This window comes from Rhizobium bangladeshense (genome assembly GCF_001662075.1).
In the GTDB taxonomy this organism is placed as follows: Bacteria; Pseudomonadota; Alphaproteobacteria; order Rhizobiales; family Rhizobiaceae; genus Rhizobium; species Rhizobium bangladeshense_B.
In genome coordinates this window covers 168460-187316 of the sequence record NZ_LYPL01000006.1, presented here as the reverse complement: position 1 = coordinate 187316, position 18857 = coordinate 168460, and the positions used below count along the sequence as shown (strand labels likewise).

Genomic DNA, 18857 nt, shown 5'->3' with positions numbered 1-18857 from the left:
TATCAGGTAGCCACAACCGGAGATTTTAAAAAAAAATTACTTGAGAAGCAAAAAAACAAAAAAACCGGGCGGATCGCGCCGCCCGGTCCTCTTAAAACTTTCGAGTGCGATCAAAGATCGACGTCGAGGATCGCCATCGAAAAGTTGTAGGAGCGGTCGCCGTCCTCGTCATCGATATAGACGACGCCCAGAAATTCTTCGCCGAGATAGACTTCCGCAGAATCATTCTTGCGCGGACGCGCCTTGACGATCATCTGCGGGTTGAACATGCGCTTGAAATAGGCGTCGAGCTTCTTGATTTCTTCAGGCTTCACTCTGTCATCTCCGTAAGCGGTCTTGATTGGCCGCTTCTTGCACAGGAAAAGCAGCGGTGTAAAGGCGGGCTGCCGCTTGGGCAGTGGCTGTCCCGCTCGGTTCCTGCCGGCTTTTTCTATCCTTTTTCCAACAGGCGCTCAGATGTCGGCGCCGATCACCTGGTCCATGTTGCGCGACGGTTCGGAACAACCGGCCTCGCCGACGACCTTGGCCGGCACACCGGCGACCGTCTTTTTCGGCGGCACCGCCTTGAGGACGACGGAACCGGCAGCGACGCGCGAGCAGAAGCCGATCTCGATGTTGCCGAGGATCTTCGCGCCGGCGCCGATCATGACGCCGCTGCCGATCTTCGGATGGCGGTCGGCGCCCTCCTTGCCGGTGCCGCCGAGCGTGACACCATGCAGGATCGAGACATTGTCGCCGACAACAGCCGTTTCGCCGATCACGAGGCCGGTGGCATGGTCGAGGAAAATACCCTTGCCGATACGGGCGGCCGGATTGATGTCGGTCTGGAAAACGCTGGAGGAGCGGCTTTGCAAATAGAGGGCAAAGTCACGCCTGCCGCGGTTCAGCAGCCAATGGGCCAGACGATGCGTCTGCAGCGCATGGAAACCCTTGAAATAGAGCACCGCCTCCATGAAGCGCAGGCAAGCCGGATCGCGGTCATAGACCGCCTGGATATCGACGCGCAGAATCGAGCTCCATTCCGGCCAATCGGCGAGCATTTCCTCGAAGGTCTGGCGCAGGAGGATCGCCTGCATGTCGGGGTGATCGAGGCGTTCGCAGATGCGGTGAATGACGCATTCTTCGAGCGAACGGTGGTTGATCACCGTCGAATAGAGAAAGGCGGCGAGAACAGGGTCCGTTTCGGCGGCAGTGCGGGCTTCCTCGCGCAGGCTGTCCCAGATGGGATCCATCACTTTCAATGGATGACCTGTCTCAAAAGCACGAATGTCTGTCTTGGCGACCATCGCCGCTCTCCTCGTTGCCGGCCGTAATGCCGATTTCGGAATGCCAGTATATAGTGGAAAACGCCAATAACATAAATGGGTGGCGTCACCATGGTTTTTTAGCATGGGTTTTCGGCATCACGATGATGTCAGCCCTTGGCCGTCCTTGCGTAGAAGGCCAGCACCGCCTGCTTGAAAACCTTGTCACCGACGGCGAGCATATGATCACGTCCGGGAATATCGAGCGCCTCGGCATCGGGCATCAGCGCCGCCAGCTGCTGCGGCGAGCCGGCGATATCATCCCTGGTGCCGACGCCGATCAGCGCCGGCATATCGAGTTTGGCCATATCCGAGCGGGCGACGAGATCGCGCGAGCCGCGGATGCAGGCGGCAAGCGCGGTGCGGTCGCTCTTCGTCTGTTCGGCGAAGGCGCGGAACATGCGGCCGCGGTCATGCATCACGACGTCCAGCGACGGGGCCAGCAGCGCATCGGCAATCGGGTCCCAGTCGCCGACGCCATCGGTCATGCCGATGCCGAGGCCGCCGAGCACCAGCGAGCGGACGCGATGCGGATTAGCGAGTGCGGCAAAGACGGAAATGCGCGCGCCCATCGAATAGCCCATGAGATTGGCCTCAGGGATGCCGAGATGATCGAGCAAGGCGATCGCATCGCCGGCCATCACCCATGGACGATAGGCTTCGGCATCATGCGGCTTGTCGCTCGCGCCATGGCCGCGATTGTCGATGGCGATCACCCGGTAGCCGGCATCGCCGAGCGTCTTCAACCAACCCGGATGCACCCAGTTGACGTTTGCCGTCGAGGCAAAGCCGTGAATCAACAGGACGGGTATACCGGAGGGATCGCCTTCGTCGAAAAAGGCGAGCCGCAATCCGTCATGGGTGAAGCTTGAAAAAACTGGAGTGTTCAGGTTCATCGGGTCTTCCTTTTTGGCGCGACCATAATCGAGCCGCCTGCCAGCGTGAAGCCAAAAACCGTGGCTGAAAACTGTGCCTGCCGCGGCGCATTGGCTCTACACATTTGCGGCGAAGGCTTATAAGGTTCGCGCAAATTTCAAAGCATTCGGAGAGCGACATGGCCGGCCACAACATTCCTCACTTCCAGAACGACGGCGGTCATCGCGTCATCGAAGTCGGCGTCAAGGAATTCATGTGCACGGGCGCTTCGGTTCCCTTCGATCACCCGCACATCTTCATCGACATGGGCGACGACAACGAGAAGGTCTGCTCCTACTGCTCGACGCTCTATCGCTTCAATTCTTCCCTCAAGCCGAGCCAGACCAATCCGGCCGGCTGCGTTTTCCACGTGAAGGCGGCGTAAACAGTCCAGAATCCGGATCGGACTTGATAATGCCGGTCGAACACGCCGCCATCATCGGCGCCGGCATTGCCGGGCTAACCGCCGCGCTTTCGCTTTCCCGGCGGGGCATCAGCTCGGAGATTTTCGAGCAGGCGGATGAACTCGTCGAAGTCGGCGCCGGCTTGCAGGTTTCGCCGAACGCCTCCCGCATCCTGGCAGAACTCGGCGTCCTCGAGGGACTTTCAAAAGTCTGGCTCGAACCGGACACGATCCGCCTGATATCAGGCGGTTCGCTGCGCCAGCTTGCGGCCGTGCCGGCCGGCAAATTCGCGCGGCAGCGCTGGGGAGCACCCTATGGCGTGCTGCACCGCGCCACGTTGCAGAATGCGCTTCTCACTGCGGTCGAAGCCGATCCGCTCTGCCGGCTTCATCTCGGCGTGCGAATGGAATCGAATTCGCCGCCTGTCGAGCGGGCCGCCGATGTCGTCATCGGCGCGGACGGCGTCTGGTCGAAGCTCCGGCAATCCGTGCCCGGCAGTCCCTCGCCGCGCTTTTCCGGCAATATCGCCTACCGCTTCACCATTGCCGAAGACGAGGCGCCGGGTTTTCTCGACCGAACAAGCGTTTCGGCCTTCCTGGGCGGATCGGCGCATCTCGTCTGCTACCCGCTGAGGGAGACCGCCAGTATCAACATGGTGGCGATCACCGCCGGCAATGCCGCGCCGCAGGCTTGGCGAAACGAGCCGACGGCAGAGCAGCGCGCACGGCTCAGGGCGCAGCTTTCCGGCTGGAACAGCGCGATTATGTCGCTGCTCGAAAAACAGCCGAAGCTGACGTTCTGGCCGCTCTTCGAAACCACGTCGGGCGCGTGGCAGGACGGCCGCAGGACGGTTCTGATCGGCGATGCCGCGCATGCGATGATGCCCTTTGCCGCCCAGGGAGCGGCCATGGCGATCGAAGATGCCTACGAACTTGCCGCGTTTCTTTCGGATCGTCCCGTCGCCGAAGCGCTGGTGCTCTTCGAAAGGCATCGCGCGCCGCGCATCGCCAAGCTTCGTCGGCGCGGCGCCTTCAACCGGTTTGCCTATCATGCGAGGGGGCCGATCCGGATCGGCCGCGACCTCGTGCTCGGGCTGAAGCCGCCACAAAGCCTGGCGGCGGATCTCGACTGGATCTACGGCTATCGCGCCATGCGGCCATAGAGCGCCGCAAGCGACGGCGCGCTGCACACCTGCCCTCAGACGGCGCTTGCCGCCGCGAACCCGCGCTCGATATCGGCCTTGAGGTCGGCCACATCTTCGATGCCGATCTGCAGGCGGATGACCGCGCCGTCGGTCGGCGCCTTGGCGACCCTGCGGTCGTTGAGATATGCGTGCAAAGCGAGGCTTTCGAAGCCGCCCCAGGAATAGCCGAGGCCGAAGATCCGCAGCGCATCGAGGAAGGCATGCGCCTTTGCCCTGGACTGCTCGGGACCATCGGCGGCAAGCACGAAGGAAAAGATGCCGCTCGCCCCCTTGAAATCGCGCTTCCAGAGATGATGGGAGGGAAAGCTCGGCAGCGCCGGATGCAGCACGCGCGCGACATCCTCCCTGCCCTCCAGCCATTCGGCGATAGCAAGCGCGCTTTCATAATGACGCTCGAGGCGCAGCCCCATGGTGCGCAATCCGCGCAGGATCTGATAGGCATCATCGGGTGCGCCGCAGATGCCGAGCACCCCGTTCGCCTCTTTCAGACGCTCCCAATGCTCGGCATTGGCCGACACCGTCCCGAGCAGGATGTCGGAATGGCCGGACGGATATTTCGTCGCCGCGTGGATGGAGATGTCGACGCCATGATCGAGCGGCCGGAAATAAAGCGGCGTCGCCCAGGTATTGTCCATCATGACGACGGCGCCGTGGCGGTGGGCAACCGCCGAGATCGCCGGAATATCCTGCATCTCGAAGGTGTTGGAGCCGGGAGCCTCGGTGTGCACGATCTTCGTGTTCGGCCGGAACAGCGCCTCGATGCCGGCGCCGATCGACGGGTCGTAATATTCCACCTCGACGCCGAGCCGCTTCAGCATCGTGTCGCAGAAATGGCGGGTCGGACCGTAAACCGAATCGACGACGAGAGCATGGTCGCCGGCGGCAACGAAACCCAGGAATGGAATGGTAACGGCCGCAAGCCCCGAGGGAACGAGGATAGTGCCGGCCGAACCTTCGAGCGCGTCGATCGCCTCGCAGAGCGCATCCGTCGTCGGCGTGCCGCGGGTCCCGTAGGTGTATTTCTGCGAACGCGCCTCCATCGTCCGGGCATTCGGAAACAGCACCGTCGAGGCATGCACGACCGGCGGATTGACGAAACCGTGATAGTCGAAGGGATCGTTGCCGATATGGCTCAGGCGGGTGTTGATGCCAGCATTCTGCAGCAAGCTGTCTTTGTCTTTCATGATCGGGAATAGCCTTTGGCGAAAAACGCGAAAACGAGACTTTTGGACGCCCCGCCGCCTCCGGTCAACCCCTTGTGACCCTGGAGCGGATCCCATCGAAAAGTATGATTTTCGCGTTATTTTTCCGCAATCCGACGCCCATTTCCTGACCAGCCGCCCATGAATGCGGCGCAATTGACCAAATTTCTGAATTTTGCCGCAATTATTGATGGCGACACTTGACCATAGTGACATTTGCGACTGTGATAGACCCACTCGCGCCGGGAGGGTGTCGAGACGATTGGGGAGGCCGACGCAACGTTCGGGCGCACTCCCCACAAGATAAAGATAAGACAACGGAAAAGGTTGGGAAAATGAAGAATAAGCTCCTGTCCGCCGCCATCGGCGCAGCGGTTTTGGCACTTGGCGCATCAGCAGCCTCGGCCACCACTCTCGGTGACGTCAAGGCGAAGGGTTTCGTACAATGCGGCGTCAATACCGGCCTGGCCGGCTTTGCTGCACCGGACGCTTCCGGCAATTGGGCCGGCTTCGACGTCGATTTCTGCAAGGCCGTCGCTTCAGCCGTCTTCGGCGACCCCACGAAGGTGAAGTTCACCCCGCTCAGCGCCGCCAACCGTTTCCCGGCGCTTCAGTCCGGCGAAGTCGATGTTCTGGCTCGCAACACGACCTGGTCGATCAACCGCGACACCGCTCTCGGCCTGAACTTCCGTTTCGTCAACTATTATGACGGCCAGGGCTTCATGGTCCGCAAGAGCCTGAACGTGAAGTCGGCGCTCGAGCTCTCCGGCGCATCCGTCTGCGTCCAGTCGGGCACCACCACCGAGCTCAACCTCGCCGACTACTTCAAGGCAAATAACCTTCAGTACAATCCGGTTGTTTTCGAAAAGCTGGATGAGGTCAACGCCGCCTATGACGCCGGCCGCTGCGACGTCTACACGACCGACCAGTCCGGTCTCTATTCGCTTCGCCTGACGCTGAAGAACCCCGACGAGCACGCGATCCTTCCGGAAATCATTTCCAAGGAGCCGCTGGCGCCGGCTGTTCGCCAGGGTGACGACCAGTGGTTCGACATCGTCAGCTGGGTTGGCTACGCCATGATCAATGCTGAAGAGTTCGGCATTACTCAGGCCAATGTCGACGACATGAAAAATTCGCCGAACCCTGACATCAAGCGCTTCCTCGGCGTGGAAGCAGACACCAAGATCGGCACCGATCTCGGGCTGACCAATGAATGGGCCTACAACATCGTCAAGAACGTCGGCAATTACGGCGAAGTCTTCGAGCGCAATATCGGCCAGGGCAGCCAGTTGAAGATCGATCGCGGCCTCAACGCTCTGTGGAGCAAGGGCGGCCTCCAGTACGCCCCGCCGGTTCGCTGAGGGGTATCACGCAGGAAAGCCGGAAAGGCGGGCGACCGCCTTTCCTCCTCCAATAAAAAAGCTCCGAAAAGGAGCGTAATGGGGAATTGGCCGGCATGACGCATCAGGCTGTGGATTCGACACATTTACCCAAGAGCGGCTGGAGCTTCCAGACTGCCCTCTACGACCCGAGAATTCGGGGCATTTTCTTCCAGATTCTTACCATCGTATTGCTGGTGGCCTTCGTCTGGTGGGTTGCACATAACACTGCCGTCAATCTGGCGCGCGCCAACATCGCATCGGGATTCGGCTTTCTGAACGGCCGCGCCGGCTTCGAGGTCGGTCAGTCGCTGATCGCATATTCAAGCGATTCGACCTACGGCCGCGCGCTGCTCGTCGGCCTTCTGAACACGCTGCTGATCGCGGTGACCGGCATCATCACCGCCACCATCATCGGCTTCATCATCGGCATCGGCCGTTTGTCGCGGAACTGGCTGATTGCCAAGCTGTGCACGGTCTATGTGGAAGTTTTCCGCAATATTCCGCCGCTGTTGGTGATCTTCTTCTGGTATTCGGGCGTTCTGGCGGTTCTGCCGAATGCGCGCGAATCGCTGCATCTGCCGCTCGGATCCTATCTGAACAATCGCGGCCTTGCCTTCCCCAAGCCGATTTTCGGTGAGGGTTTCTGGCTCATCGGCGTCGCCTTCGTCATCGCGATCATCGCCGTCATCGCGACGGCCCGATGGGCGCATCGCCGGCAGGCGGCCACTGGTCAGCCATTCCACACGATCTGGGCTTCGATCGGCCTGCTGATCGGCCTGCCGCTTATCGCCTTCCTGATCGCAGGCGCGCCGCTTTCCTTCGATTATCCGATCGTGGGTAAATTCAACCTCACCGGCGGCTCCGTCGTCGGGCCTGAGTTCATGTCGCTCTTCCTGGCGCTTTCCTTCTACACCGCAGCCTTCATCGCCGAGATTGTGCGCGCGGGCATTCGCGGCGTGGCGAAGGGACAAACGGAGGCGGCAGGCGCACTTGGGCTTCATCCCTCGTCGGTCACCCGGCTGGTCGTCATTCCGCAGGCCTTCCGCATCATCATTCCGCCGCTGAGCAGCCAATATCTCAATCTGACCAAGAACTCATCGCTGGCGATCGCCATCGGTTTCGCCGATCTCGTCGCCGTCGGCAGCACGACGCTGAACCAGACCGGTCAGGCCGTCGAGGTGATCCTCATCTGGATGGTCATTTACCTCGCGCTCAGTATCGTGACTTCGCTGTTCATGAACTGGTTCAATGCCAAGATGGCGCTAGTGGAGAGGTAAGATGAGCAACAGTTTCGTCAGAACCGCCATACTCGCGCCGGAGCCGCCTCCGCCGGGAGAAAGGGGCGCGGTCGCCTGGATTCGCCGCAACCTGCTTGCCACGCCGAAAGACATCGTTCTTACCATCGTGGCGCTAGTCTTTATCTCCTGGGCGATGCTCCACGCGATCGACTGGCTCTTCGTACAGGCTGTCTGGAGCGGCCCAGACCGCACCTTCTGTGCCACTGCCGTACAGGGCGGCATCCAGCCGGATAGCTGGAACGGTGCGTGCTGGGCCTTCGTCAACGCCAAATTCGACCAATTCATTTTTGGTCGTTATCCGCTTGACGAGCGCTGGCGCCCGACGCTGGTCGGCATTCTTTTCGTGCTCCTGCTGGTGCCCATGCTCATCCCTTCGGCACCACGCAAGGGCCTCAACGCCCTCCTGCTCTTCGGCGTGCTGCCGGTCATTTCCTTCTTTGTGCTTTATGGTGGATTTGGCCTGGAAATCGTCGAGACCCCGCTCTGGGGCGGCTTGCTGGTGACGCTGGTCCTCTCCTTCGTCGGCATCGCCGTCTCCTTCCCGCTCGGCATCATCCTGGCGCTCGGAAGGCGCTCGCAAATGCCGGTCATCCGCACGGTCTGCATCGTCTTCATCGAGGTCGTCCGCGGCGTGCCGCTGATTACGGTCCTCTTTATGGCGAGCGTCATGCTGCCGCTTTTCCTGCCTGCCGGCTGGACGGTGGACAAGCTCTTGCGCGCGATCATCGGGGTATCGATCTTTGCCTCCGCCTATATGGCTGAGGTCATTCGCGGCGGTCTGCAGGCAATCCCTAAGGGGCAGTTCGAAGGAGCGGATTCGCTGGGGCTCGGCTACTGGCAGAAGATGCGGTTGGTCATCATGCCGCAGGCAATCAAGCTGGTGATCCCTGGCATCGTCAACACCTTCATCGGCATGTTCAAGGACACCTCGCTGGTTTCGATCATCAGCATGTTCGACCTTCTCGGCATCGTTCGCCTCAACTTCGTCGATCCGAACTGGGCGACCGCAGTAACGCCGCTGACGGGACTGATATTTGCCGGCTTCGCCTTCTGGCTTTTCTGCTTCGGCATGTCGCGCTATTCAGCATTCGTCGAACGTCACCTCGACACCGGCCACAAACGATAAAAATGAGGGAAAACAATCATGGCTGAAGCTCCAGCTAAAAAGCTCACCGTTTCCGCAACGGAAGTGGCGATCGAAATCATCAACATGAACAAGTGGTACGGCGATTTCCACGTGTTGCGCGACATCAACCTGAAGGTCATGCGCGGCGAGCGCATCGTCATCGCCGGCCCATCCGGCTCGGGTAAATCGACCATGATCCGCTGCATCAACCGCCTGGAAGAGCATCAGAAGGGCCAGATCATCGTTGATGGCACCGAGCTCACCAACGATCTGAAGAAGATCGATGAAGTCAGGCGCGAAGTCGGCATGGTGTTCCAGCACTTCAACCTCTTCCCGCACCTGACGATCCTCGAAAACTGCACGCTGGCGCCGATCTGGGTCCGCAAAATGCCGAAGAAGCAGGCGGAAGAGATCGCCATGCACTTCCTGAAGCGCGTCAAGATTCCGGAACAGGCCAACAAATATCCCGGTCAGCTTTCCGGCGGCCAGCAGCAGCGCGTGGCGATTGCCCGGTCTTTGTGCATGAACCCGAAGATCATGCTGTTCGACGAGCCGACCTCGGCACTCGACCCCGAGATGATCAAGGAAGTGCTCGACACCATGGTGGGGCTTGCCGAGGAAGGCATGACCATGCTCTGCGTCACGCATGAAATGGGCTTTGCCCGCCAGGTCGCCAACCGCGTTATCTTCATGGATCAGGGCCAGATCGTCGAGCAGAATTCGCCCGCCGAATTCTTCGACAATCCGCAGCACGAACGCACCAAGCTGTTCCTGAGCCAGATCCTGCACTGACCGGAACGCTAAGTTTAGGACCCGCCGCGCCCTTTGGGTTCGGCGGGTCTTTCATGTTCAGCGGGAGGCCGCCGCCTGCAACAGACTGTAGAGACCGGCAAGACCGGAATCGCCACCGCTTTACGCGGAGAGATCGACCCAACGTAGGAACATCTTGCGCTGTTCTTCGCTGCGGAAGAGTTCCACGATACGCGCCTCGGAGGCGTTGAGGATGCCGTAGGCCGCGGACCTGTTGCCGCCTCGAACCTCCGCCCTGTCGAGTGCGAGGTTGGCATCGACGCGGCTGCTGCGTCCGATCAAAGCCGTGACATTGGCGTCAGTTCCGATCCGAACCGCCGAGCCGGGCATTGGCGCGTGCGTCGAGACCACTGCCGCCACCGGCATCGGCACTCACATCGGCATCGATGCCCGTCTGAGCCGCCGACGGAGGCATCGGCGTCTGCAGCGATGCCGGCTGCACTCCATATCTTTATCTTTATCCGGTCGCAGAACCTTTTCAAAAAAATCGAGCACTGCCATCCGAGGAATTTGTTTTTCTGCCGACGATTGAACCTGCGAAAATAGCTTCTCTCTTGCCTGGATAAGTCCGTCCGGAATTCCATGTTTCAGCATGTTCTCATTTAGTGAAACTGGAGATTCAAGGATGGGCATTTTCGACAAGATCAAACATGCAATCTTCGGAGAAGCGAAAGCAGCCGAACCGGCCGCGGCCGGCGCGCCAAAGGCGCCGCCCGCCCAGGCTCCCGTTTCGCCGTCGGCAGCGCCCAGTCCGGCGCCTACAGCCTCCCCCGCTCAGAGCAAACCGGCCAGCGCCCCAGCCACAGCCGCCACGGTCGATATCGTCCCTATCCTCGACGCCGCTGTCAAAAAGAGCGGCCAGAAACTCGATTGGCGTCACTCGATCGTCGACCTGATGAAATCAGTCGGGATGGATGCGAGCCTGACCGAGCGCAAGGAGCTCGCCGCCGAACTCGGCTATACCGGCGACACGAACGATTCCGCAAAAATGAATATGTGGCTGCACAAGGCGCTGATGAAGCGGCTTTCTGAAAATGGTGGCAAGGTGCCGGCCGATCTCCTCGATTGAGCCACCGAGAGGAGGGATGACTGCCGCGACGCTGCGGCGGTCGTCATTAGGCCAGGCCTAGAACAGGATGATTTGGAATCCTGTTCTAAATTAAAGAGTTAGAGCATGATGTCGACCGAAAATCGCTCACACTGTTCGGCATCATGCTCCAGCGGTGTGGCCCTCTTGCCCGCGGGCGTTGAAACAAATAACCTCCCGTTCGATTACTTCGATGATCGATCAAGGGAGAGTTAAATCCAATGAGATTGATGGCAGTCGTTGGCGTTGCACTTGGCCTGGGCTGTATTTCGGCCGCAGAATCTCCTTCAAACTATCAATCCTATAGTGGCGTTCGGATCGACACCGACCCGGTCCTTCTGACCCGATACGACAAGGCACTCCGCTGGTGCGTTCCGGAGGCAGGTTCATGGCAACGCGGCTCGCCGGATCCACAGAGCCTGCATTACAATGCGGCGCTTAGAAACTGCCTTTACAGGCGGGGCTTCGTCGACCGCGGCGTCTACGCCTACCCCATTCCCAAGGTTTACTTCGATCATTTCCTGGATCGCTGAAAAGAACATTCGGTTAATTTATTCCAGCGGCGGCGAAATCCCTAGGATTTCAGCTGTAGTCTTTCGCGCGTCGCACGAATCGAAATAGATATCCGACGCCTATCGATGGGCAATTAAGGGGATAATATTTAAATGCGTGCTCATACTGTAACAATGATGATTGCCATGGGACTTCTGACCGCCTGCGTCCCTACGCGTCAGGACTACGATGCCTACGTCACACTGCTGCAGGGCAGCGCAAGGGCAAGAAGTGAAGCGGTGAAAGACTGCGCGAAAGGGTTCGATGCAAACGGACGTCGCGGCGCCGGGCTTGTGACAAACGTTTCGGACAAGGACGCTCCGCGGGTTGCATGCGAGCGATTTGTTGCCGCCGTTGTTTCCGGCCGCATTACCTATGACGATGTCGTCGACGTCAAACAACGCCGCTTTACTCCGAAGATCATCAAAGTTTTCCAAGGTCGCTAAACAAGATCGCGGCGGCTTGCCGCCTCAAGCCCTCAAGCCGCCGACAACTCGACCGGAGCGAAACCGGCGCCCAGAAAGCGACAGACACGGTGCACTCGGGGCGGATTGTCACACCGTCTGAGATTGCTATCGTGCGGCCACCGATCTGACGTGTGAGGTCAGAGATGATCTTGAGAAAATAGAACGAGGTCTGGAACTGCTGGCCTGGTTCGGCCAGAAACCGACCTTTCATGACGCGGAAATTCTGAGCCCTCTGGCTAATCGCACTGGGGGCCAGCGAGTTGATGATTCACGGCGGGATCGACACCGATGCTGTTGACCAAGAATGATACCGCACCCTTGACAAACATGCAGTCGTCACATCCGCCTTCGAAGATATTATGGACCTGCAGTTGGACGGCTTCAGCCACCAGAACGTGATCAATAGTCTCGTCCTCCGCTAGGCAATAGATCGCGGTCGAGTTGGCAACCATCCCTTCCAAAAGGGCCGGAAGACGTCGAAATCGAGCTCCGACCCTGATACGGGCTGGACGGGTTCATCCGCGCGAAGAAAGTCCCCGTGACGTTCCGTCCGGGTTGGCCTGCTAACGACAGGCCAACTGTCGCAGCGGTCCCTTGAGGAAATTTTGTTCCTCGAATTTGTCCCAACTCCTAGCCTGTCCTGGCGCTTCTCCTGTGACATCAGTCTTCAACGGGTTGCGCGGCAAGCATTTGACCGAGTGCTGCGAGTGCTGCGGTTCGTGCTGCAATGTTAACGGTCGATCCAAAAAGATCGCCTGCTCCGCGGATAACTGGGAATGGTCAGCCACGCGAGTGAGTGCTGGGCGCGGTTCCTTGCGGCATGCCTGCAACAGCTTTCAGAATACCTCGAGGTTGTATCGGGCTCAACATGAGAGCATTGCCTTACCGCCAATTCCCTTGATCGGGACTCATTTTGAAGTTCGAAGTGTGGCCGATTCTACGATCATGCCCTCCCGTCGCATGTCGATAAGTATCACTTTTGAAGCCGAATCTGCCCAAAAAAACGCTAGATCCACAAAAAATGCAGATTCCGCCTTTGGCCGGAGGAATCCGCTTAGACCGAGCAAAGTTTTTGTAATGTTTTCAATCCGTGCACGTCGCTATAGTTGCAGAAAGAATAATTCGCGGAGTGCTAGATAGAAATACTGCCACATTTTGAGCGACTCAAAATTCCGCAAATATTTCAAAATGTAACTCCGGAGTGATCGGGACATTGTGGCAGCAATATGGCCATACTTCTCAAGTACTTACCTGCCGAGATGCTGTTGCACTTTCCCAGAATGACGTCCTATAACCCCCGCCGTAACGGCTGATTAGCTAGAAAATATTAACTGACAAACACAACGTCAGAGTTGAGGAACAGGACTATGACAACATACTACGTATCGGCGAGCAGCAGCGGCGGTAACGGCAGTGCCACTTCTCCCTTTAGCACGATCAATCAGGCGATGGCGGCGGACCTTAAGCCCGGCGACGAGGTTGTGGTGCGAGCCGGCGTCTATAATGAGTCGGTGAACATGTACAAGGATGGTTCCGCCGCCGGCTACATTACCTTGCGGTCGGAGGTACCGGGTGGAGCGGTGATACACTCAGCATCGGGCGGCGCAAATGGTATCAACATCACTGCTAACTATGTGGCGGTCGAGGGCTTCGAGGTCTACGGGAGCGATTCGCACGGCATTGTTGGTGATGGCGTCCACCATGTGAAGATCGCCAATAACGTTTCCCACGACAACGGTGCGTCCGGCATCGCCTTCGCCGGATCCGACTTCATCACGATCGAAGGGAACGAGACTTACAAAAATGCGAGTGCCGGCTGGTTTTCAGGCATCTCTCTCTACCAGAACCGGAATATCACCGGGGCACCGGACGATGGCACCTTCCGCAACATCATCCGGAACAACATCTCGCACGACAACGTCACGAAGACGGGTGCGCACACCGATGGCAACGGCATCATCATCGACGATTTCCAGAGCACGCAGACGAGCGGTCATCCGAACTACACGTTTAAGACCCTGGTCGACAACAACCTCGTCTATGAGAACGGCAGCAAAGGCATCCAAGTTACCTGGAGCGACTCCGTCACGGTGAAAAACAACACCGCATACCACAACAATCAGGACCTGCTGAACGACGGCACCTGGCGCGGCGAGCTCAGCAACGCGCAGTCGAGCAACAACACCTGGGTCAACAACGTGGCCGTAGCGGACCCATCGGTCAATCAGAACAACACTGCGGTCGATAACACGTCGTACGGCGGCTACAGCAACCAGAACGTCGTCTGGGCCAACAACATCACCTACAACGGCACGGCCGGCCAGGCATCGGTCAAGACCGACGGCGGCAACGCGATGCCGAGCACGGCGAACGGCAACAAGCTCGGCGTCGACCCGCATTTCGTGAATGCAGCGAACGGCGACTTCCACCTCGCCTCCGGCTCGGCGGCAATCGACAGCGGAACCACCAAGTACGGCGTCGACTCGGTCGATCTGGACGGCGACGCTCGCGTCGTTGGAACTATCGATATGGGTGCCTACGAATCAGGCTCCTCGCCGGTATCGGGAACGCCGACCACGCCGACGCAGCCAGCTGCGCCAACCACGCCGACAGCGCCAACCACGCCGACAGAGCCGACGGCGCCGACAGAGCCGACAGCGCCGACAGCGCCGACAGCGCCAACCACGCCGACGCAACCGACCACATCGACGAAGGTATACACCGGCACCGATGGCAACGACTACCTGCCACGCACCGGTCAGTCCAACGGCGGCAACGAGACCTTCAAGGGTCTCGGCGGTAATGACGTGCTGAAGGGCGGCGCCGGCGCGGACGTGCTCGACGGCGGTACGGGCAACGATACGGCCAGCTATCGGGGCTCGGACGCGGTCAAAGTCAACTTGGCGACTGGGGCCGCATCGGGCGGGCAAGCCACCGGTGACAAGTTCGTCAGCGTCGAAAACGTGACTGGCTCCAGCTACGGTGACGTGCTGGCCGGCAATAGCGCCCACAACGTTATCCGTGGGGGTGCCGGAAAGGACATCATGACCGGTGGCGCCAGCTCGGATACCTTCGCCTTCAAAGCACCGACGGAGACCGGGTCCGGCTGGAACCGCGACATCATCACCGACTTCCAGCATGGCGTCGATAAGATTGACGTCTCGGCGATCGATGCGAATGGCGCTGCGCTGGGCGATGCAGCCTTCCATTTCCAGGCGCAGGAGAATGCCTTGTTCGATAGGAAGGCTGGCGCGCTCGCTTGGCACTACCAGGACGACGCTACTGTTATCCAGGCCGACTTGAACGGCGACGGTGTTCATGACTTCGAGATTCAGCTGAAGGGCCACGTCCAGCTGGGGGCAGGCGATTTTCTCCTGTAATGATACACGTTGCGGCGGTCGTCCGACCGCCGCAACAATCGTGCCAACAATCCGGAAATAGGTCGACGGCGGAGTAAAATCCGCCAACGGCGCGGCAAAATTCGATTACTTTAGCTAGCGCGTGGATGAGCAAGCTGGGAGGGCATAGCCCGAGCGGCGATGCCATCCGCGCGCTGCGATCTTTCGGCGGGTGCAGCGGCCTATCTGAGGGTCCACACATGCTCACGAGGACGGCGATGTGGATGGGAGGGCTTAAGCTGCGGTTTCTTCGTAGGCTTGGTTAGGGAGCTGCGGTTTCCGAGAAGTTGAACGGCGACAGGACGTCGAGTTCAGCATCGGCAGCGCGTTGGGGCAATTCGATGGGGGCGTAGCGCAACCAGGCTAATGGAGCGATACTACAGGCCCGGCAAAGTCAGCATCCGACTGGAGATCAAGGCCATCCTGCCATCGCTGTCAAATCCGCATGACCGCAACTAATGCTGCCCATTGTCCATCCCTTCGTCCCTGATTTCGCCCCAAATAAAAAATGTCAACAATGGGTTCTTGCACACGAACTCTCTGGCTTTATCTTACGAATTCTGGCCGCGACGCTGGCGATCTGGGAACGCCTCTGCATCCGCTGACTCGGCCTCTGGACGACCATAATCGGTTCTTCCAGCAACGATCTGGACTAACTACTCGAATGGCGGTCGCTGGCGGAGCGCGCGCATAAAATAGGCCGAGTTCTAATCTAAAAGCCGGCGGTCTCGCGTACTTCGATCGCCCCCATCCGAGCGAGCGTGTCCCGCTCCGCGATCTCCATTGCCTCCGCAAGGTTCTTCGCTTCGATGAGCAGGAAGCCACCCAGATGCTCCTTGGTCTCTGCGAAGGGCCCGTCGGTCCAACTCGCCTTGCCGGCGCGAACGCGCAATGTCTTTGCGGTCTTTGGGTCGGCAAGAGCGTTGGAGGCGATATAGTGGCCTGAACGTTGCAGTTCTTCATTGGAAGCTAAGGACTCCCGGTCGATCTCGGCCCAATCCTCGTTGCTGGCGGCATCAACAAGTGTTTGGTCGATGTAGAAGAGACAAAGGTAGCGCATCCGGTTCCTCCATGGTGCTGTCGATGTTAGTCGCAGTTGAACACCGCGATTCGACAAAGAGCAAAAAATGCTGCCAGTTCAGCTTATTCGGTGAGAGTTGCTTGCTGCTCTCCGATCTTTCCAGTGGAGATCTCTGGTAGGCTCCAAGCCGATGTCACGGAGAAGGCGAGAGTCAAACCGCGAGAGCTCGCTCAAGCTTCGGCGGTGCTTTCGCTGATGCTTCAGCAACATCAAAACGGCGTGCAAAGTGCCCGCGACACTGAGGTGCAGCAACTGTAGTTCGACTTGTTCGGAATGCTTAGTGGCAGCCATACTTTCTCTCCTTTGACTGGCTCAAGGCGCTCCGCCTTAATCGAACAGGATCAGTCGAAATCGACACGCTGGTTTCAGGAGATTAATCCGCATCACGCTCATCGTAACCGACGTGCGGCTGCAGCGGCTGCGGCATTTCAGCGGTACGGACGCGATAGCAGAGAGCGACAAGGTCACCGGCGAGCTGACAATGACCGGCCCAATGGCCAAGGTTGCGCCAGGCACCTACTTTTCACCGTCGCTCAGTATCATCGTCTTTGGAACGAGATCGACGGCGCCGCCGCGGCAAGCCAATCCCTGGATCGTCGCCTACACGTCCACCGTCCATCGCCAGAACATCCACGCCATGACGAAGGAGGCCTCATGACCTTCGTCAAAGCCCACGAGCGCCGCCCGGCTGCCAAATCGGCCGAATACATCACTACTCACATGGCCCTGATTACGCGCACCGAGCAAGGCATAAGCCTCCGCCCACCGTCACGGCGTCGAACTGGTCGATGTCGACGATGAGAAGCTGAAGACACCGATCCCCGAGCCTGCCCACGGCCACGCTCGCAAGCCCCTCGTTCAAATAGCGGGCAGCTGCTCGTTTTGGCTGGCGAAGCGATTCCATGGCCGAGCATCCTGACCCCTGAGGGGTTTGCGCCTAAAAACAAAGCAAATACAGATACTTGAAAAAATGATGGCGACCCCTGCAGGAATCGAACCTGCGACAACCTGCTTAGAAGGCAGGTGCTCTATCCAGCTGAGCTAAGGGGCCGTCTGGCGGCCGCGTTTACGAAGCGCGACCGGATGCGGCATATGTGGACGAGAAACCTCAATGCGTCCAGGGCTGCGTGCGGGTATAACGGAAATTATCCGGATAGGCCACGACTTGGCGAGCCGGGTCCTTCGGCGCGATCACGCGGTATTCGATGCCGTTGCGCTGAGCATAGGCTTCCGCGAGCGCCTGCGTTTCGAAGGTAAGTTTGACCTGCTGGCGGGTGTCGCTGGAGGAGGTATATCCCATCATAGGATCGATTTTGCGGGGCGACTCCTGATCGAATTCGAGCACCCAGAGATGGGTCTTGGCCTTGCCGGACTGCATGGCGGTCTTAGCAGGACGATAGATCTTGGCAGACATGACTGCGGCATCTCCGAATATGCGGGAACAGCGCCCGCCTTTCATGGTCTCAATCCCGTCGCCGGGCTTTGCTTCGTCGTCAAGGATAACGCGAAGAGGTGATTTTGCTTATCCGCGAATCCCTGCTTTTTCAAGAAAAAAGGCGGATCAAGCGGCCACCGATCGCCCGCCGTCACAGCCAATCCAACGGATTTCCAGGCGATTGCGCAATGTAACCGACTGTCTCATGTTGTGATCACAACCTGATTGCCGCAGTCGGTGCCGGGAACTAGTTTACGGCCTAATCGACTTCAGTGGATTTGCAAGATGAGACGTTCGGCAGAGTTCAATGCCATTGTGATAGGAGCCGGCATCACCGCGTTCTTCTATGTCGCCATCAGCTATGCCCAATATATCGGCCTGCTCGCCCGCGGCTGAAGGCTGAACCATGCTGGCGGCTGATCGCACCTCGCAGGCAATCGAGGGCCGCTGAAGATTTTCCGTATTGCGTCCACAGGCCCGGTGAGAAATCTCCGGGCAGAGCGGGATTTATGGGTTGCGAGGGCGAAGTGAACCGTGTATTCCCCCTGCCAATCACGGCACGGAGTGTAGCGCAGTCTGGTAGCGCATCTGGTTTGGGACCAGAGGGTCGGGAGTTCGAATCTCTCCACTCCGACCATTCAATATCCTGATATTCTCGAGTTTCCCGATAGCCGCGCAGCAGCCTGCGGGCGCACGAGCTTGCGCACCGTCACTTCGCCTTTGTCGTCGTCGCGCTCATGATCCTGTCGCCCACCTTGATTCCAAATTTGCCGACAATGCCGGCATTGAGTTCAACGACATATTTCACCGGGCTCATCGAATCGATAATGTCGCGCGAATAGGGAGTTGCGTTTTCCTTGATGTGGCGGATCGTGCCGGTGTCGTCGGCAAAGAGCATGTCGAGCGGCAGGAAGGTGTTTTCCATCCACATGGCGACGCGCCGCGGCTCGCCGAAATCGAAGATCATGCCGGCGTCATCGGCCATCGTCTTGCGGAACATCAGTCCATGGGCGCGCTGGTCGGCGGTCACCGCGACCTCGACGGTGAAATGCAGCGTCTTGCCGGCGGCCGTCTGGATGAGCAGCGGCTCCTTGTCGAACCGCATCGGCTCCTCAGCCAGGGCCGGCAGGGCACCTAAGAAAAAAAGCGCCGTAATGGCGCTTCTGATCACATGAAGGACGATATCTCGCAT

General features: G+C 59.0%; 20 protein-coding genes and 2 tRNA genes. 12 read left to right on the top strand and 10 right to left on the bottom strand.

Annotated elements, in window-relative coordinates; all coding sequences use genetic code 11:
* Positions 1 to 110: 110 nt before the first annotated feature.
* The 3 genes from A7X77_RS14470 to A7X77_RS14460 all read right to left on the bottom strand — a co-directional run bounded on the left by A7X77_RS14470 (position 111) and on the right by A7X77_RS14460 (position 2200).
* A complete protein-coding gene (locus A7X77_RS14470) occupies positions 111 to 314 on the bottom strand; it encodes a DUF3126 family protein (RefSeq protein WP_038688627.1) in 204 nt (67 codons plus the stop codon).
* Positions 315 to 452: 138 nt separating this feature from the next.
* Positions 453 to 1286, bottom strand: a complete 834-nt coding sequence (gene cysE, locus A7X77_RS14465) for a serine O-acetyltransferase (protein WP_004675925.1) — start codon at positions 1284 to 1286, stop codon at positions 453 to 455.
* 128 nt (positions 1287 to 1414) lie between these two features.
* Positions 1415 to 2200: an alpha/beta fold hydrolase gene (locus A7X77_RS14460; RefSeq protein ID WP_064683575.1), complete on the bottom strand. Its 786-nt coding sequence runs from the start codon at positions 2198 to 2200 to the stop codon at positions 1415 to 1417.
* Positions 2201 to 2358: 158 nt separating this feature from the next.
* On the opposite strand from A7X77_RS14460, the gene A7X77_RS14455 reads away from it, so the two are divergent.
* Entirely contained in the window at positions 2359 to 2604 is a 246-nt protein-coding gene (locus tag A7X77_RS14455) for a zinc-finger domain-containing protein (protein ID WP_010024961.1), read from the top strand.
* 29 nt (positions 2605 to 2633) lie between these two features.
* A complete protein-coding gene (locus A7X77_RS14450; protein ID WP_064683574.1) occupies positions 2634 to 3785 on the top strand; it encodes an FAD-dependent monooxygenase in 1152 nt (383 codons plus the stop codon).
* 35 nt (positions 3786 to 3820) lie between these two features.
* On the opposite strand, the gene A7X77_RS14445 is transcribed toward A7X77_RS14450, so the two are convergent.
* The gene (locus A7X77_RS14445) at positions 3821 to 5011 is read right to left on the bottom strand and encodes a cystathionine beta-lyase (protein ID WP_064683573.1); all 1191 of its coding nucleotides are present in this window, start codon (positions 5009 to 5011) and stop codon (positions 3821 to 3823) included.
* Between the two features lie 353 nt (positions 5012 to 5364).
* Here A7X77_RS14445 and A7X77_RS14440 point away from each other — a divergent pair, with 353 nt between their 5' ends.
* The 4 genes from A7X77_RS14440 to A7X77_RS14425 all read left to right on the top strand — a co-directional run bounded on the left by A7X77_RS14440 (position 5365) and on the right by A7X77_RS14425 (position 9627).
* On the top strand, positions 5365 to 6390 hold the full coding sequence (locus tag A7X77_RS14440) for an amino acid ABC transporter substrate-binding protein (protein WP_064683572.1): 1026 nt from the start codon (positions 5365 to 5367) through the stop codon (positions 6388 to 6390).
* A gap of 95 nt (positions 6391 to 6485) precedes the next feature.
* Positions 6486 to 7688, top strand: coding sequence for an amino acid ABC transporter permease (locus A7X77_RS14435; RefSeq protein WP_064683742.1), 1203 nt, complete (start codon positions 6486 to 6488; stop codon positions 7686 to 7688).
* Position 7689: 1 nt separating this feature from the next.
* Positions 7690 to 8835, top strand: a complete 1146-nt coding sequence (locus A7X77_RS14430; RefSeq protein WP_064683571.1) for an amino acid ABC transporter permease — start codon at positions 7690 to 7692, stop codon at positions 8833 to 8835.
* An 18-nt stretch (positions 8836 to 8853) separates the two neighbouring features.
* Entirely contained in the window at positions 8854 to 9627 is a 774-nt protein-coding gene (locus A7X77_RS14425) for an amino acid ABC transporter ATP-binding protein (protein WP_038688615.1), read from the top strand.
* A 120-nt stretch (positions 9628 to 9747) separates the two neighbouring features.
* Here the strand turns inward: A7X77_RS14425 and A7X77_RS14420 are convergent, their stop codons facing one another.
* Positions 9748 to 10011 (bottom strand): hypothetical protein, encoded by a 264-nt coding sequence (locus A7X77_RS14420; RefSeq protein ID WP_156668113.1) that lies wholly within the window; start codon positions 10009 to 10011, stop codon positions 9748 to 9750.
* A 259-nt stretch (positions 10012 to 10270) separates the two neighbouring features.
* Between A7X77_RS14420 and A7X77_RS14415 the strand changes: the two genes are divergently transcribed.
* The 4 genes from A7X77_RS14415 (at position 10271) to A7X77_RS14390 (ending at position 15131) form a co-directional block, all read left to right on the top strand.
* Positions 10271 to 10714 (top strand): DUF3597 domain-containing protein, encoded by a 444-nt coding sequence (locus tag A7X77_RS14415; protein WP_064683569.1) that lies wholly within the window; start codon positions 10271 to 10273, stop codon positions 10712 to 10714.
* Positions 10715 to 10953: 239 nt separating this feature from the next.
* Entirely contained in the window at positions 10954 to 11265 is a 312-nt protein-coding gene (locus A7X77_RS14410) for a hypothetical protein (protein WP_064683568.1), read from the top strand.
* Positions 11266 to 11397: 132 nt separating this feature from the next.
* The gene (locus tag A7X77_RS14405; protein WP_064683567.1) at positions 11398 to 11730 is read left to right on the top strand and encodes a hypothetical protein; all 333 of its coding nucleotides are present in this window, start codon (positions 11398 to 11400) and stop codon (positions 11728 to 11730) included.
* A 1388-nt stretch (positions 11731 to 13118) separates the two neighbouring features.
* Entirely contained in the window at positions 13119 to 15131 is a 2013-nt protein-coding gene (locus tag A7X77_RS14390; protein ID WP_064683564.1) for a M10 family metallopeptidase C-terminal domain-containing protein, read from the top strand.
* A 730-nt stretch (positions 15132 to 15861) separates the two neighbouring features.
* Here A7X77_RS14390 and A7X77_RS14385 read toward each other — a convergent pair.
* Positions 15862 to 16209, bottom strand: coding sequence for a YciI family protein (locus tag A7X77_RS14385; protein WP_064683563.1), 348 nt, complete (start codon positions 16207 to 16209; stop codon positions 15862 to 15864).
* 78 nt (positions 16210 to 16287) lie between these two features.
* A complete protein-coding gene (locus tag A7X77_RS34410) occupies positions 16288 to 16440 on the bottom strand; it encodes a DUF1127 domain-containing protein (protein WP_432431342.1) in 153 nt (50 codons plus the stop codon).
* 271 nt (positions 16441 to 16711) lie between these two features.
* Here A7X77_RS34410 and A7X77_RS14375 point away from each other — a divergent pair, with 271 nt between their 5' ends.
* Complete coding sequence (locus A7X77_RS14375) at positions 16712 to 16888, top strand: hypothetical protein (RefSeq protein ID WP_156668112.1); 177 nt, start codon at positions 16712 to 16714, stop codon at positions 16886 to 16888.
* 316 nt (positions 16889 to 17204) lie between these two features.
* On the opposite strand, the gene A7X77_RS14370 is transcribed toward A7X77_RS14375, so the two are convergent.
* Positions 17205 to 17281, bottom strand: a tRNA-Arg gene (locus tag A7X77_RS14370).
* 57 nt (positions 17282 to 17338) lie between these two features.
* On the bottom strand, positions 17339 to 17644 hold the full coding sequence (locus A7X77_RS14365; RefSeq protein ID WP_064683560.1) for an ETC complex I subunit: 306 nt from the start codon (positions 17642 to 17644) through the stop codon (positions 17339 to 17341).
* A gap of 581 nt (positions 17645 to 18225) precedes the next feature.
* Between A7X77_RS14365 and A7X77_RS14360 the strand changes: the two genes are divergently transcribed.
* A tRNA-Pro gene (locus A7X77_RS14360) sits at positions 18226 to 18302 on the top strand.
* 72 nt (positions 18303 to 18374) lie between these two features.
* Here A7X77_RS14360 and A7X77_RS14355 read toward each other — a convergent pair.
* The gene (locus A7X77_RS14355) at positions 18375 to 18857 is read right to left on the bottom strand and encodes a DUF192 domain-containing protein (RefSeq protein WP_064683559.1); all 483 of its coding nucleotides are present in this window, start codon (positions 18855 to 18857) and stop codon (positions 18375 to 18377) included.

Excerpts from the sequence above, each read along its gene's own strand:
- A7X77_RS14425 (WP_038688615.1), top strand. The coding sequence starts at position 8,854 with ATGGCTGAAGCTCCAGCTAAAAAGCTCACCGTTTCCGCAACGGAAGTG.
- A7X77_RS14455 (WP_010024961.1), top strand. The coding sequence starts at position 2,359 with ATGGCCGGCCACAACATTCCTCACTTCCAGAACGACGGCGGTCATCGC.
- A7X77_RS14365 (WP_064683560.1), bottom strand. The coding sequence starts at position 17,644 with ATGTCTGCCAAGATCTATCGTCCTGCTAAGACCGCCATGCAGTCCGGC.
- A7X77_RS14410 (WP_064683568.1), top strand. The coding sequence starts at position 10,954 with ATGAGATTGATGGCAGTCGTTGGCGTTGCACTTGGCCTGGGCTGTATT.
- A7X77_RS14420 (WP_156668113.1), bottom strand. The coding sequence starts at position 10,011 with ATGCCGGTGGCGGCAGTGGTCTCGACGCACGCGCCAATGCCCGGCTCG.
- A7X77_RS14385 (WP_064683563.1), bottom strand. The coding sequence starts at position 16,209 with ATGCGCTACCTTTGTCTCTTCTACATCGACCAAACACTTGTTGATGCC.
- A7X77_RS14375 (WP_156668112.1), top strand. The coding sequence starts at position 16,712 with ATGACCGGCCCAATGGCCAAGGTTGCGCCAGGCACCTACTTTTCACCG.
- A7X77_RS34410 (WP_432431342.1), bottom strand. The coding sequence starts at position 16,440 with ATGTTGCTGAAGCATCAGCGAAAGCACCGCCGAAGCTTGAGCGAGCTC.
- A7X77_RS14355 (WP_064683559.1), bottom strand. The coding sequence starts at position 18,857 with ATGCGAGATATCGTCCTTCATGTGATCAGAAGCGCCATTACGGCGCTT.
- A7X77_RS14390 (WP_064683564.1), top strand. The coding sequence starts at position 13,119 with ATGACAACATACTACGTATCGGCGAGCAGCAGCGGCGGTAACGGCAGT.
- A7X77_RS14450 (WP_064683574.1), top strand. The coding sequence starts at position 2,634 with ATGCCGGTCGAACACGCCGCCATCATCGGCGCCGGCATTGCCGGGCTA.
- A7X77_RS14415 (WP_064683569.1), top strand. The coding sequence starts at position 10,271 with ATGGGCATTTTCGACAAGATCAAACATGCAATCTTCGGAGAAGCGAAA.
- A7X77_RS14435 (WP_064683742.1), top strand. The coding sequence starts at position 6,486 with ATGACGCATCAGGCTGTGGATTCGACACATTTACCCAAGAGCGGCTGG.
- A7X77_RS14440 (WP_064683572.1), top strand. The coding sequence starts at position 5,365 with ATGAAGAATAAGCTCCTGTCCGCCGCCATCGGCGCAGCGGTTTTGGCA.
- A7X77_RS14405 (WP_064683567.1), top strand. The coding sequence starts at position 11,398 with ATGCGTGCTCATACTGTAACAATGATGATTGCCATGGGACTTCTGACC.
- A7X77_RS14430 (WP_064683571.1), top strand. The coding sequence starts at position 7,690 with ATGAGCAACAGTTTCGTCAGAACCGCCATACTCGCGCCGGAGCCGCCT.
- cysE (WP_004675925.1), bottom strand. The coding sequence starts at position 1,286 with ATGGTCGCCAAGACAGACATTCGTGCTTTTGAGACAGGTCATCCATTG.
- A7X77_RS14460 (WP_064683575.1), bottom strand. The coding sequence starts at position 2,200 with ATGAACCTGAACACTCCAGTTTTTTCAAGCTTCACCCATGACGGATTG.
- A7X77_RS14445 (WP_064683573.1), bottom strand. The coding sequence starts at position 5,011 with ATGAAAGACAAAGACAGCTTGCTGCAGAATGCTGGCATCAACACCCGC.